The sequence below is a fragment of the Streptomyces sp. NPDC045022 genome (genome assembly GCF_056432605.1).
Map to the genome: position 1 here is coordinate 173,543 of NZ_JBWKIR010000002.1, position 12,457 is coordinate 185,999.

At 73.1% G+C, this 12,457-nt stretch carries 14 protein-coding genes and 1 pseudogene; 5 read left to right on the forward strand and 10 right to left on the reverse strand.

Features of this window, described 5'->3' with window-relative positions; all coding sequences use genetic code 11:
- The first annotated feature begins 6 nt into the window (after positions 1-6).
- Together AC07C1_RS04095 and AC07C1_RS04100 are read left to right on the forward strand one after the other, a co-directional pair.
- A complete protein-coding gene (locus tag AC07C1_RS04095; RefSeq protein ID WP_478936770.1) occupies positions 7-591 on the forward strand; it encodes a TetR-like C-terminal domain-containing protein in 585 nt (194 codons plus the stop codon).
- Positions 584-1,300, forward strand: coding sequence for an alpha/beta fold hydrolase (locus AC07C1_RS04100; RefSeq protein ID WP_478936771.1), 717 nt, complete (start codon positions 584-586; stop codon positions 1,298-1,300). The genes AC07C1_RS04095 and AC07C1_RS04100 overlap by 8 nt, the downstream gene beginning before the upstream one ends.
- Here AC07C1_RS04100 and AC07C1_RS04105 read toward each other — a convergent pair.
- The 6 genes from AC07C1_RS04105 to AC07C1_RS04130 all read right to left on the reverse strand — a co-directional run bounded on the left by AC07C1_RS04105 (position 1,234) and on the right by AC07C1_RS04130 (position 6,085).
- Positions 1,234-2,043 (reverse strand): isocitrate lyase/PEP mutase family protein, encoded by an 810-nt coding sequence (locus AC07C1_RS04105; RefSeq protein ID WP_478936772.1) that lies wholly within the window; start codon positions 2,041-2,043, stop codon positions 1,234-1,236. The two genes, AC07C1_RS04100 and AC07C1_RS04105, sit on opposite strands and share 67 nt — an antisense overlap.
- Positions 2,044-2,137: 94 nt before the next feature.
- Positions 2,138-2,473 (reverse strand): HEAT repeat domain-containing protein, encoded by a 336-nt coding sequence (locus tag AC07C1_RS04110; protein ID WP_478936773.1) that lies wholly within the window; start codon positions 2,471-2,473, stop codon positions 2,138-2,140.
- 73 nt (positions 2,474-2,546) lie between these two features.
- A complete protein-coding gene (locus AC07C1_RS04115) occupies positions 2,547-4,244 on the reverse strand; it encodes a DUF2264 domain-containing protein (RefSeq protein WP_478937222.1) in 1,698 nt (565 codons plus the stop codon).
- Positions 4,245-4,526: 282 nt separating this feature from the next.
- Complete coding sequence (locus tag AC07C1_RS04120; RefSeq protein WP_478936774.1) at positions 4,527-4,949, reverse strand: arsenate reductase ArsC; 423 nt, start codon at positions 4,947-4,949, stop codon at positions 4,527-4,529.
- Between the two features lie 30 nt (positions 4,950-4,979).
- The gene (locus AC07C1_RS04125; protein WP_478936776.1) at positions 4,980-5,714 is read right to left on the reverse strand and encodes an aquaporin; all 735 of its coding nucleotides are present in this window, start codon (positions 5,712-5,714) and stop codon (positions 4,980-4,982) included.
- A complete protein-coding gene (locus AC07C1_RS04130) occupies positions 5,711-6,085 on the reverse strand; it encodes an ArsR/SmtB family transcription factor (RefSeq protein ID WP_478936777.1) in 375 nt (124 codons plus the stop codon). Before AC07C1_RS04130 ends, AC07C1_RS04125 begins: the two co-directional genes overlap by 4 nt.
- 106 nt (positions 6,086-6,191) lie before the next feature.
- Here AC07C1_RS04130 and arsM point away from each other — a divergent pair, with 106 nt between their 5' ends.
- Positions 6,192-7,088, forward strand: a complete 897-nt coding sequence (gene arsM / locus AC07C1_RS04135; protein ID WP_478936778.1) for an arsenite methyltransferase — start codon at positions 6,192-6,194, stop codon at positions 7,086-7,088.
- A 77-nt stretch (positions 7,089-7,165) separates the two neighbouring features.
- On the opposite strand, the pseudogene AC07C1_RS04140 reads toward arsM, so the two are convergent.
- A pseudogene (locus tag AC07C1_RS04140) lies at positions 7,166-7,360 on the reverse strand (RICIN domain-containing protein); the annotation flags it as partial.
- 176 nt (positions 7,361-7,536) lie between these two features.
- On the opposite strand from AC07C1_RS04140, the gene mmuM reads away from it, so the two are divergent.
- A complete protein-coding gene (gene mmuM / locus AC07C1_RS04145; protein WP_478936779.1) occupies positions 7,537-8,457 on the forward strand; it encodes a homocysteine S-methyltransferase in 921 nt (306 codons plus the stop codon).
- A 302-nt stretch (positions 8,458-8,759) separates the two neighbouring features.
- On the opposite strand, the gene AC07C1_RS04150 is transcribed toward mmuM, so the two are convergent.
- Positions 8,760-10,334 carry a carboxylesterase/lipase family protein gene (locus AC07C1_RS04150; protein WP_478937223.1) on the reverse strand — a complete coding sequence of 525 codons (1,575 nt, stop codon included), beginning with the start codon at positions 10,332-10,334 and terminating at the stop codon, positions 8,760-8,762.
- 331 nt (positions 10,335-10,665) lie between these two features.
- Here AC07C1_RS04150 and AC07C1_RS04155 point away from each other — a divergent pair, with 331 nt between their 5' ends.
- A complete protein-coding gene (locus AC07C1_RS04155) occupies positions 10,666-10,869 on the forward strand; it encodes a hypothetical protein (protein WP_478936780.1) in 204 nt (67 codons plus the stop codon).
- Between the two features lie 295 nt (positions 10,870-11,164).
- On the opposite strand, the gene AC07C1_RS04160 is transcribed toward AC07C1_RS04155, so the two are convergent.
- Both AC07C1_RS04160 and AC07C1_RS04165 read right to left on the reverse strand, forming a co-directional pair.
- Entirely contained in the window at positions 11,165-11,443 is a 279-nt protein-coding gene (locus tag AC07C1_RS04160) for a hypothetical protein (RefSeq protein WP_478936781.1), read from the reverse strand.
- On the reverse strand, positions 11,440-12,303 hold the full coding sequence (locus tag AC07C1_RS04165) for an isocitrate lyase/PEP mutase family protein (RefSeq protein WP_478936782.1): 864 nt from the start codon (positions 12,301-12,303) through the stop codon (positions 11,440-11,442). Before AC07C1_RS04165 ends, AC07C1_RS04160 begins: the two co-directional genes overlap by 4 nt.
- Positions 12,304-12,457: the final 154 nt, after the last annotated feature.

The window sequence follows — 12,457 nt, forward strand, 5'->3', positions numbered from 1 at the left end:
GTTCCCATGGCCCGAGCCGGCCTGAGCACCGACCGTGTCGTCGCGGCAGCCGCCGAACTCGCCGACGAGGCGGGCTTCGAGCAGGTCACCCTGTCCGCGCTGGCCCGCCGCTTCGGTGTGAAGGACGCGAGCCTGTACTCGCACGTCCGGGGCCTGGCGGACCTGCGCACCCGGCTCGCCCTGTACGCGGGCGGCGAACTGATCGACCGGATCGCGGTGGCCGTGGCCGGCCGCGCGGGCAAGGAGGCGCTGGCCGCCTTCGCCGGCGCCTACCGCGCCTACGCCCTGGAACACCCCGGCAGATACGCGGCCACCCAGATCCGCATGGACCAGTCCCTCATCGCCGGCACCCCGGCCCTGCGCCGCACCGCCGAGATCACCTACGGCATGCTGCGCGGCTACGGCCTCGGCGAACCCGACCTGACGGACGCCGTACGCCTGCTGCGCAGCACCTTCCACGGGTACTGCGCGCTGGAGTCCGCGGGCGGCTTCGGCGCGGACCGGGGCGTCCAGGCGTCCTGGGATAAGGCGGTCGAAGCCCTGCACCTGGCCCTGACGCACTGGCCCCGGGAGACGAAGAACGATGACTGAGCCGCTGTACTACGACGCGACGGGCAGCGGTCCCGTCCTGCTGCTCGTGCCGGGCGGGGCCGGACACCCCATGGGGCTCGAGCCGCTGACCGAACGGCTGGCACAGCGCTTCACCGTGGTGACGTACGACCCGCTGGGACTCGCCCACGGGCGGCTCGGCCTGCCCGTGCCGGACCAGCGTCCGGCGGACTGGAGCGAGGGGGCGCACCGGGTGCTGGAGGCGGTGCTGCCCGCGGGCGAGTCCGCTCATGTGTTCGGGACCAGCTCCGGCGGTATCGCGGTCCTGGATCTGCTCGCCCGGCACCCGGGACGGCTGGCGCACGTGGTGGCGCACGAGCCGCCGTGCGTGACGGTACTGCCGGACGGCCGGGAGCGACGGGAGGAGCTGATCGCTCGGCTGGACGGTCCCGGCCGGCCGCCCGCCGACGGCGCCTCGGCTACCCCGATGGGCGTCTTCCTGGCGCATGTCCTGCGCCCGTTCTCGGCCCACGTCCCTTCCCTCACCGCTTCCGGGGACCGCCTCACCCTCGCGGTAGGCGCCGATTCGCGCGGCCAGCTCCTGTACCGGGCCACCGCGTCGATGGCCGAACGGTTCGCCAGTCCCGTGGTGGAGTTCCCGGGCGGCCATCTCGGCACCCTGGATCACCCCGCCGAGTTCGCCGACCTGCTCACCGAGACGCTGCTCTCCAGCGCACACACCTCGTCGTAGGAGGGCGTCGTACCGCCCGGCGCCCGCCCCGCGGCGATGTCGGCCAGCGCGTCCAGGGCCGCGCCCAGCGCCCGCCGGTAGAGCAGCGAGCCGAGGCTGATGCGGCCGACGCCGAGTTCGCCGAGCCGGGACACCGTGGGCCCGGTGGGCGAGTAGAGGACGTTGAGCGGGACGCCGACGTGCCGGACGAGGGTGCCGATCCGCTCCGGATCGGTCAGCCCGGGCACGAACACCCCGTCGGCACCCGCTTGTTGGTAGGCGTCGAGGCGCCGCAGGGTGTCCTTCTCGGCCCCGTCGCCCAGCCAGTACGTGTCCGTACGGGCGTTGACGAAGAGCCCGGGCACGGCGGCCTTCACCGCGGCGATCTTCGCGGCGTGCCGGTCGGCCGGCCCGAGCCCGTCCTCCAGGTTGATGCCGGCGACCCCGGCCGCCCACAACTCGGTGGCCAGCGCGGCCACGTCGTCCGGGTCCTCACCGAATCCGTCCTCGGCGTCGACGGAGAGCAGGTAGGGCTCCGAGCCGAGGGTGCGGGCGAGACGCAGGGTGTGCTCGTGGGTCGCGGCCTGGCCGTCGGGCAGTCCGGCGGCCGCCGCCACGGCGAGACTCGTCGTGCCGATCGCGGGAAACCCGCGGGCCGCGAGGGCGGCGGCCGAGGCGTGGACCCAGGCGTTGGGCAGGAGCAGCGGCTCGCCGGGGCGGTGGTGGAGCCCGGCGAAGGGCGTCGGGGCAGGCTCTGCGGTCATACGTCCACGCTAGACGCCGCTCGTTTCGGCCCCCGCCGAACCGTCGCACCCGCGTCCCTTCCGGCCACCCGCCGAACCGGCCGCACCACCGCGCTCACCGCTCCGGAACACCCATCGAGTCCACCATCCGGCGCATGACCTCAACGGGCAGGGCCGGATTGCGCGCGGCCGTCTCCGCTCCCGGGTCGCGCCGCAGCAGATCCGTCAGGAGGCGGGCCGGCAGGCGGGGATGGAGGGCGGCCGCGTGGCGGATGCGCTCGTGCGGGTCTTCCAGGAGCCGGGCGGCACCGGCGGCCGACAGCCGCGGGTCACCGGCGGCCCGGTACCGTACGTCGGGATCGCCGTCCCGGCTGAGGCGCTCGACCAGGTCGGGCGTCGACGATCTCCAGCCCGGCCCGCCGCAGCAGCCCGGCGAGTTCTTCTCTCCCACCCCGCATGGGGATCATCCTGCCGGACGGAGGGCCGCGCCCGGGCGCCGGCGCCCTCATGCCCGTACGGCGCCCTCATGCCCGTACGGTGACGTCCACGCCCGACGCGTCCAGCCGTACCCGTACCCGGGTCCCGGCTCCCCCGGACCAGTGGACCTCCAGCTCCCCCGTGCCGTCCGCGCGCACGGACACCAGCTCGGCCAGCGGCGGCGGACACGGCTCGGCGGTCAGCCGGGCCACGGCGACGAACAGGGTGTCCCCCTCCGTCACGACCCCGGTCAGGGTGCCGGACAGGCCGACGGCGGGGAGGAGTTCGGTCCTGACGCCCTCGCGTGGCGCCCACCCCGTGATCCGCACCGGTGTTCCGGGCGAGGCCCCGGCGACCAGATGGGCCCGCACCTCCGCCGCGCCCTCGGCGAGCACGACGCTGGTCACGGTGATCCCGTCGCGCACGGTGTGCCGGGAGGCGATCCACCCCTCGCCCGTGCCGAGCGGCTCGATCCCGGCACGGCTCGGGTCCCCGTCGACGATCACGCTGTTGTCGTACGACGGTGTGGGCACGGTGGCGGTCGAATAGGCGAGCCGGGTGTAGTAGGGGTCGTAACGGGTGTCCTCGCTGCCGTGGTTGTGCAACCGGACCAGGCCGTCCGAACGGGTCGACTGCACCAGCCAGTTGGGGGTCGGCAGGGAACGCACCCGGTCGGCGCGCTCGGCCGGGCACGGCTGTTCCGGCGCCGTCCACACCTCGTGATCCGGCGGCAGCAGCAGGCCGAGGAAACCCTTGCTCGCCCAGTAAGGGGAGGCCGGGCCCGAATAGTTCTGCACGAGCGACTCGTCGGGGCCGAGCCAGCCGAGCGGCAGCAGGCCCCGCTCGTCGACCGCGCCACCGTCGAGGAAGTACCGCAGCGCGCCGGAGGCCAGGCGCCGTGTCTCGCCCGGGGGCAGCGGGGTGTGCCCGGTCAGCGCGCCGAGCCAGAGCGGGGCCGCGGTCGCGAAGCGGTAGGTCAGGGAGCGGCCTTGGTGCATGGGGGCGCCGTCGCCGCCGAACAGGTGGGCGTAGTCCTCGAGGTGCCGCGACAACCGTCGACCGTAGACGGGAAGCAGCTCACTGTCGTCGGCCAGCCATGCGTGGAGGACCGTGTACAGGTGCATGGCCCAGCCGTTGTAGTAGTCGAACTTGCGGCCGTCGCCGTCGGTGTACCAGCCGTCGCCGAGGTACCAGCCCTCGACGCGCTCCAGGCCGCGGTCGATCGCCTTGCGCGCCGCCTCCGCCCGGTGGCCGATCTCCTGGAGGAAGCCGCCGACGGTGACCGGGAACAACTCCCAGTTGCACGGCCAGGGTTCGGCCGGCAGCGCGTCCGCCAGCCAGTCGGCCGTCCGTTCGCGTACCGGGTCGTCCAGGCGGTCCCACAGCAGCGGCCGGGTGAGCCGCAGGGCGACCGCGATCGAGGCGGCCTCGACGAGCGGCTGGCTGCGGTCCGCGATGGCCGGCCAGACCCCGCCGGGGCCGGCCGCCAGGCCTTCGGCGTACCGGCCGAGCGTGGTCTCGTCCCCGCGGAAGGCGGCCAGCAGCAGCGTGCGGGCGTATCCCTCCAGGCCGTCGGAGAGGTGGCCGGCGTGGCTCACATGGTCGCCCGGGAGGTGGTAGAGGGCGCGGTCGGGGGTGGCGTACGGGGCCACGGCGGCGAGCAGGGCGTCGGCGGCGGCCTCCCAGTGAGCGCGGGTGTACCCGGTGTACGGGCTCGACTCGCGGTCCTCGGCGGGCAGTTCGATCACGGTGGTGGCGTTCCTTCCTGAGGGGCCTGACAGCCCGGGGAGCCCCGGTCCCGGTCGGGTCGCCCCAGGGGTTCATCCCACCCGCACCGTGCCCTCGGGCACCACTTCCTGGAGCACCGGAAGCGGCCGTACCTCGGCTGATGCGTACGCCCTGACGCCGGCAGCGCTGACGGCAACGGCGGCACACGCCGACCCTGGGCGCGCCTGCCGACGATCAGGCCGGGAGAGGGCGGAACTCGTATCTCGCCGAGCGGGCGGGCCCACACCCACCGCAGTCCGTCATACCGCCGTTGGGATGCCGAGTTCCGTGAGCAGGCCGCGCACGCGCTGCTCGATCTCGTCCCGGATGGGCCGTACCGCGTCGATTCCTTGACCCGCCGGGTCGTTCAGCTGCCAGTCCAGGTACCGCTTGCCGGGAAAGACCGGACAGGCGTCACCGCAGCCCATCGTGATCACCACGTCCGACGACTGCACCGCCTCGGTGGTGAGGACCTTGGGTGTCTCGGCGGAGATGTCGATACCGACCTCCGCCATTGCTTTGACCACGGCGGGGTTGACCGCGTCGGCGGGTGCGGAGCCGGCCGAGCGGACCTCGACCCGGTCGCCGCCCAGGTGGGTCAGGAACGCGGCGCCCATCTGGGATCGGCCCGCGTTGTGGACGCAGACGAACAGGACTGAGGGGCGCGGGGCGGGAGTGCTCATGGCAGGGGTCTTTCGGGAGAGCGAAGTGGGTCAGGACGAGGCGAGTTCGGGTTCGCCGTGCGGGACGACGACCTCGTCCCCGGCGGGAGCGGGACGGCCGTACACCGCCATGACGGCGCCCAGCCCGAGCACAGTGCCTGCCAGTTGGGCAGCGATGAACGGGGCGACGGAGGCAGGGGCGATGCCGGCGAAGGTGTCGGTGAAGGTCCGGCCGATGGTCACCGCCGGGTTCGCGAACGAGGTCGAGGAGGTGAACCAGTAGGCGGCACCGATGTACGAGGCCACGGCCACCGGTGTGAGGGAGGCAGTGCCGATGCGGTCGAGGCCGAAGATCAGCAGGATCAGCCCGGCCGTGGCGACCACTTCACCGAGCCACAGGTGAGAGGCGGCCCGGTCGTGCGTGGACCACTCGACCAGCGGCTCGGCGAACATCGCGTCAGCCAGGATCGCCCCGGCGACAGCACCGGCGATCTGTGCGGGCACGTACGCGGCCACGTCCCGCAGGGTGAGGCCGTCGGCCTTGTGGCGGCCGGTGAACCAGGCGGCCAGGGTGACCGCCGGGTTGAAGTGCGCGCCGGAGACCGGCCCGAGCAGGGTGATCAGCACGCCCAGGCCGAAGACGGTGGCGAGGGAGTTGGCGAGCAGCTGCACTCCCACGTCGCGCGACAGCTCGGTGGCCTGGATACCGGAGCCGACCACCACCGCCACCAGCAGCCCGGTTCCCACGGCTTCAGCGGCGAGCCGTCGGCCCAGGGGCGCGGTCACGCGGTGGCTCCGGCGGTCTTCGGCGCGGTCAGGAATGCGGCGAGCCGGTCCAGGACACCGGGCAGCACCCAGTAGTACACCCAGGTCCCGCGCCGCTCGCAGTCGATGAGTCCGGCCTGCCGGAGCAGCTTGAGGTGGTGGGAGATCGTCGGCTGGGACAGCTCGAAGGCCGGCGTCAGCTCGCACACGCAGACCTCGCCGCCCTCGCCGCGTGAGGCGATCATCGACATCAGTCGCAGCCGGACCGGGTCGCCCAGGGCCTTGAACACCTTCGCCAGCTCGGCCGCCCGGTCCTCGTTCAGCGGCGCTGCGGACAGTCCTGCGCAGCAGGCGGTGTCCTGTCCGATCACCTCAAGCTCTTGTTTCGACATGCCTCTATGTTGACCTTTTTCGATCCAAGGTGCAAGCTTGCATCAACAAACGTCAATACAAGCTGTTCCGGGGCAGCTCCATGCCCCCGTCCCCTGGGAGTGAGTCATGAACGAGCAGTCCACTGACCTGCGTGAAACCGTCCGGCAGCGCTACGCCGCGGCGGCCGTGAAGGTGACCGAGGGTGGCGCCGCATGTTGCGGGCCGCAGCCGGTCGAGGTCGACGAGAACTTCGGCTCGACCCTGTACGCCGCCGATGAGCGCGCCGCCCTGCCCGCCGAGGCGGTTGCCGCGTCACTCGGCTGCGGCAACCCGACCGCCGTCGCCGAGCTGCGTGCGGGCGAACGCGTCCTCGACCTGGGGTCGGGTGGCGGCATCGACGTCCTGCTCTCCGCTCGCCGGGTCGGCCCCACCGGCAAGGCGTACGGGGTGGACATGACCGACGAGATGCTGGCCCTGGCCCTGGCCAACGCCGAGAAGGCCCGCGCGACGAACGTCGAGTTCCTGAAGGGCACCATCGAGTCCATCCCGCTGCCCGCGAACACCATCGACGTGGTGATCTCGAACTGTGTGATCAACCTGTCCGTCGACAAGCCCACCGTGTTCGCCGAGACCTTCCGCGTCCTCAAGCCCGGCGGCCGTATCGGCGTCTCCGACGTCGTCGCCGACGACACCCTCACACCCGAGCAGCGAGCCGAGCGCGGCGACTACGTCGGCTGCATCGCCGGCGCTCTTTCCTTCGCCGAATACCGCCAGGGGCTGGAGGCAGCCGGCTTCACGGACGTCGAGATCACTCCCACCCACCCGGTTGCCGACGGCATGCACTCCGCCCTCGTCCGCGCCGTCAAGCCCGCCGGCGCGACCGAGGGGAACGACTCCTCCGCAACCGCCGTTTGCTGCGGCGCAACCGCCTGTTGCACGTCCGGCGAGCAGGCCGCCGATCCGTCGACCACCGTCGCCGAGGCGAAGGCCGCAAGCGGCTGCGGCTGCGGCGGCCCGAGCTGACGGCAACCCGAACGCCGGTGACAGGGGCAGACCAGATGCCGTCCAGCGGGCGGCCCCGAGCGGGTTCAAGAACGCGGACCTGATGACGTACGCGCACACCACCGCTTCTGGTTGGTGCCGCCGTTGCAGGTGTACTGACCGACGGCGACGCCCTGCCACTGGGATCGACTGGGCACGTCGGCGCACTTGGCGCTGTGCCTCGCGATCAGCGTGTTGTACGTGGCGCTGGTGCCGGTGACCGGGCCGGCGGTGGTGTCGACGGTGATCTCCGGGGGGGCCAGGGGAAATCCCCTTCTGCGACTGACCCTCTGCCGTCACCGGTCGCCCGCCCGAACCCACCGACACCCGGTGGTGCCCCCGTTCCTGGATCCGGCAGGTCAGGCCCGGTGAGGGGCTCATCTGCCGGACACCGGGGCCGCCGGCGTTCGGCTTCGACTAGCGTCATGACATGACCGGCAACACCTCCCCCAGCCTCGCCGACGCCCTCGCCACGGGAACGGTCGTGCTCGACGGCGGCATGTCCAACCAGCTGGAGTCGGCGGGACACGATCTGAGCGACGAGCTGTGGTCGGCGCGGCTGCTCGCCGAACGGCCCGACGCGGTCACCGAGGCGCACCTCGCCTACTTCCTCGCGGGCGCGCACGTGGCGATCACCGCGAGCTACCAGGCCACCTTCGAGGGCTTCGGGAAGCACGGCATCGGCCACGAGGAAGCCGCGCGGCTGCTCGCGCTGAGCGTGGACCTCGCCCGGCAGGCGGCCCGGCGGGCCGGGGACGCGGGCGTGGACCGGCCGCTGTGGGTGGCGGCCTCCGTGGGGCCGTACGGGGCGATGCTCGCGGACGGCTCCGAGTACCGGGGCCGGTACGGTCTCGGTGTCGACGCACTGGAGCGGTTCCACCGGCCGCGGATCGAGGTGCTGGCCGCCGCCGCGCCGGACGTCCTCGCGCTGGAGACCGTGCCCGACGCCGACGAGGGCACGGCGCTCCTCAGGGCGGTCCGTGGACTTGGGGTGCCGGCCTGGCTGTCGTACACCGTCGACGGCCGCCGCACCCGAGCCGGGCAGCCCCTCGAGGACGCGTTCGCGGCGGCCGCCGACGTGGACGAGGTGATCGCGGTCGGAGTGAACTGCTGCGCGCCCGAGGACGTGCAGCCCGCGGTGGAGATCGCGGCCCGGGTCACCGGCAAGCCGGTCGTGGTCTACCCCAACAGCGGCGAGGCATGGGACGCGCGGACCCGCGCCTGGACGGGACGTACGACGTTCGGCGCCGAGCAGGTCAGGGCGTGGCAGGAGGCAGGGGCCCGGCTGATCGGGGGGTGCTGCCGGGTGGGGCCCGAGGCGATCGCCGCGATCGCCGCGGGCGTGGCCTGAGTTACGCCGAGAGGACGTAGGGGCTTGGTCGTCCCCGCGCGGGGACGGCGAGTCGTTGCTCCCGCGGTTCCTCGCGGCCCTGAGGCGGCGCCCGCCTCCCGGGCGCGGAGACCGGTTGCGGTCGGCGCAGTGCCCGTGGGGGCGGGCAAGGGGCGGGGGGATGACCAGCCACCGGCCACCCGTCACCAGCCCCCCAGCCCCCCCCCCAGCCGATCGTGGGCCGGTGAATCGCCGACACCCGGCGGGCGGCTGCGTACACGGCGCCCCGCGACCGCGGACAGGTGGCGGCCGACGGTGGACGGTCAGCGACGCCGGGCTCCGGCCGATCGCCGCAGGCGCCGTACCGCCGCCGCCAGTTCGGCTCCGGGGGCCCGGAAGTCGGCGACGGCTGCCGGTTCCGGTTCCGGGACAGGGGAGGCGGTCGACCAGAGGGCCACCTCCGTGTCTCGTGGACCGTAGGCGATGTGCGGCACGCCGGCGCCGAAGATCCGCACGGGATGTGAGGCGTCCCAGGCCCGCCATCCAGGGTTCCCGGTCGTCGCGAACCGCACCCAGGCCGCGTGCATCGCGTCGCCCAGTTCCTGCGGGGCGCCCTCGCCGGCCAGTTTCCTGGACTCGGGCACGTCCCCGGTGTCGAAGACGAACCCCAGCTCCAGGGCGTGGCAGGCGCCGAGGCCGGGCAGCATGGAGAGCCAGGCGAACTCGTAGACGTAGGCGGTGCCGGGGCGGGCGTCGGCGAGGCGGTGCAGCGGGACACGCAGCAGATGGTCGGTGACCATCTGGCCGACGGTCTCGGCGGCGCCGGCGTCGGGCCGGAGGGCACGGTAGCCACGCGGTACCTCGTGGCCGGCGCGGCAGCGGGCCATGGCTCCGGCCAGGGCGACGGGGCCGAGCCGGTCGACGCGCTCGAGCAGTCCGCCGGGCACCAGCCACAGGCGGTATTCGTCCCGGGTCCAGCCCATGAGCAGTTCGGCGCCCGGGGCGGCGTCGCCGTCGATGAGCGCCTGGAGCGGGTCGCGGGGCACGAGGTCGCCGTCGACGACGATGCCGAACGCCGGTCCGCCCAGCACGGGGCTGCTCAACCGGCCGACCTCGGCCTGGGTACGCAGCAGCAGGTCGCGGTCGACGGCGGCGAAGGCCTCGGCGGTGGCGGGGATCTTCAGCCGGGTGGCCATGCGACGGACCATGCGGCGCACCTTGTCCCGGTCCGCGGCTTCCGGTGGGCCGCTCTGCAGGACGGCCCGCCGGATCAGGCCCCGGGTCTGGGGTGCGGCGAGCAGGGCACCGGTGCTGATCGCGCCGGCCGACTGGCCGCACAGCGCGATCCGGTCCGGGTCGCCGCCGAAGGCGGTGATCGTCTCGTGGACCCAGCGCAGTGCGGCGAGCTGGTCGCGGAGGCCGGGATTGGGGGGCGCGTCGGGGAACAGTCCGTAGCCCTCCACCCCCAGTCGGTAGTTGACCGAGACGAAGACGACCCCGTCCCGGGCGAACGTACCGCCGTCGTACACCGGCACGGCGGAGGATCCCCTGGTCAGCGCGCCGCCGTGCAGCCAGACCAGTACGGGGAGCCGGGCGCGGGGGTCCGGCCCGGGAGTCCATACGTTGAGGTTGAGGCAGTCGTCGCCGGGGATCTCCGGGTCGGACAGGTAGTGGGCGAACGCCTCGGAGTACGGCGGTTTCGGCGCCGTCGGCCCGAAGGCGACGGTGTCGCGCACACCGTTCCAGGGCTCGGGCGGCTCGGGTGGGCGGAACCGCCGGGGGCCGAAGGGCGGGGCACCGTACGGGATGCCCCGGAACACCGCGATGCCCCGCTCGTACCGGCCGCGCACGGCGCCGTGGGGCGTTCTGACCACGGGGCCCGTCTGGTCTGCCGTCATCGCCACCAGCCCTTCGCCGCGTTCGTGCACCCGGCACAGCCGCGCCGGTGCACTGCTCACACCAGAGCATCACAGTGCGCGGATGTATTCCGGTGCACAGACCCCGCGCTGGGCCGTTCGGGGTACGCCCGCGAGCTGCGGGGGGCCGACTCCGGCGGCGAGCGCATGCTCCGCGTTCCCGCGCCGCTGCCCCCGGTGGGGAGTCTCGAAAGCGGTGACCGACGCCGGGCGAGCACGGCCGCGCCGTCCGCGCCCCGGCCAACTGCGTGACGGCGCCCGCCCGTTCGGGCGCCTGGCGGTGACCCGCCACCCCCAAGATCGTTTGCCGGGCATGAAGCACACCACGCGTACCGCAGCGGCCCTCGCCGGGGCCGCAGTCGCCCTGGTCACCGCCTGCGGTACGGCGCACGCCGCCTGCCACACCCTCGCCCCCGGGCAGCACCGCGCCACCATGGCCGCGCCCGTCGACGAGCACGACCCGAAGGAGGACGTCGAGGTCGACGAGAACGGCCGCCCGGACCTCAACGAGGACTGAGCGCACACGAGGACTGAGCACACAGGCGGCCGGGCACCTCCCGCACGGGATACCCGGCCGTCGTCGTATGCGGTTGTCTCTCGGCCGTGCGATGGTCTGCGGATCCTCGGTCCCCGTACGAGGGGCGTACGGGGCGGTCGGACCGTCAGGAGTGGTCGTACGGGGTGGCCGAACGGGCCGGTCGTACGGGCCGGTCGTACGGGCCGGTCGTACGGGCCGGTCGTACGGGGTGGCCGTACGGGGGGCCGTACGGGGGGCCGTACGGGGGGCCGTACGGTCGTACGGGTGGTCCCGGTCAGTCCTCCCCGCCGTGGCCGGCGGCTCCGACGAGGGCCTCGACCACGTCGACGGCGCTGCCGTCGTGGTCGCTGCCGGCGGTGCCGCTGCCGGTCTGCACATTGGCCGCGCGGTCGACCTCGAGGATCGAGTCCGTCTCCGAGTTGTCGACACCGGTCCGCGAGATGTCGATCACGGTGACCAGGCTCCCGGACGCGACCGCGGGTGCCGCAGCGGCGCCGAGGAGTGCGGCGGCGACCACTGTCGCCGTCCCGAGTCGGGGCAGGGCTCCCGTCACACGCCCACGCCCTCGGGGGTGAGCCGCTCGGGGGCGATGTTGCGCTCCAGCAGGGTGGTGGACGCCTTCACGCCGACCCCGCTCGCGGGGTCCACCTCCGGCAGCCGGCCGTCGGCGGCCTTCAGGCCGGCGAGCGCGGAGTTCATCGCCTCGTGCGCGGCGAACAGGCACGGGGTGCTGTAGATCGCCACGTCGACGCCGAGGTCGGACAGTTCACCGAGGGACAGGCGGGGCGACTTGCCGCCGGCGATCTGGTTGAACAGCAGCGGCTTGTCACCGACGACCTTGCGGATGCGCTTGATCCACTCGACGCTGCGCACTCCGTCGACCAGGACCACGTCGGCGTCCGTCGCGGCCAGCCGCTCGGCGCGGTGCAGGATGTCGTGCTCGTCGGTGGCGTCCGTGCGGGCGACGACGACCAGGTCCTTGCGGGTCTGCAGGACCTTGTCCAGTTTCTCCAGGTACTCCTCCAGCGGCAGTACCTGCTTGCCGTCGGCGTGTCCGCAGCGGCGGGGCCGTTTCTGGTCCTCCAGGATCACGCCGGAGGCGCCGATGCGTTCCAGTCCCTCGACGACGTGACAGGCGACCTCGGGGTCGACGTACCCGTCATCGATGTCGACCAGCAGGTGGTGGTGCGGGAACGCGCCCCGCAGCCGCTGGACGAAGGCCACCATGTCGGGCCAGGCGATGAATCCGATGTCCGGCAGCCCGTAGTACGAGGCCGCGAATCCGAAGCCCGAGACGAACATCCCGTCGTAGTGCTTGGCCGCGATCGATGCCGAGTACATGTCGTACACGCCGATCAGCGGTGTGGTCCCGGGCCCGGCGATGCGCTCGCGCAGCTTCTTACCGTAAGTCAAGGTCCGGCTCCTCCTGTGGGTGGGTGACGCGGGCGGGGTCGGCCGTCGCGTCTCGACGCCCTTTGCCAAGACAAGAGCATCTCTAGATATCCACGTGACCTTCTGCAAAGACGGGCTTTACTCACCCCAATGGCCGAACCGGTTCACCGCAGAA

Excerpts from the sequence above, each read along its gene's own strand:
- AC07C1_RS04095 (WP_478936770.1), top strand. The coding sequence starts at position 7 with ATGGCCCGAGCCGGCCTGAGCACCGACCGTGTCGTCGCGGCAGCCGCC.
- AC07C1_RS04100 (WP_478936771.1), top strand. The coding sequence starts at position 584 with ATGACTGAGCCGCTGTACTACGACGCGACGGGCAGCGGTCCCGTCCTG.
- AC07C1_RS04105 (WP_478936772.1), bottom strand. The coding sequence starts at position 2,043 with ATGACCGCAGAGCCTGCCCCGACGCCCTTCGCCGGGCTCCACCACCGC.
- AC07C1_RS04120 (WP_478936774.1), bottom strand. The coding sequence starts at position 4,949 with ATGAGCACTCCCGCCCCGCGCCCCTCAGTCCTGTTCGTCTGCGTCCAC.
- AC07C1_RS04130 (WP_478936777.1), bottom strand. The coding sequence starts at position 6,085 with ATGTCGAAACAAGAGCTTGAGGTGATCGGACAGGACACCGCCTGCTGC.
- arsM (WP_478936778.1), top strand. The coding sequence starts at position 6,192 with ATGAACGAGCAGTCCACTGACCTGCGTGAAACCGTCCGGCAGCGCTAC.
- mmuM (WP_478936779.1), top strand. The coding sequence starts at position 7,537 with ATGACCGGCAACACCTCCCCCAGCCTCGCCGACGCCCTCGCCACGGGA.
- AC07C1_RS04150 (WP_478937223.1), bottom strand. The coding sequence starts at position 10,334 with ATGACGGCAGACCAGACGGGCCCCGTGGTCAGAACGCCCCACGGCGCC.
- AC07C1_RS04155 (WP_478936780.1), top strand. The coding sequence starts at position 10,666 with ATGAAGCACACCACGCGTACCGCAGCGGCCCTCGCCGGGGCCGCAGTC.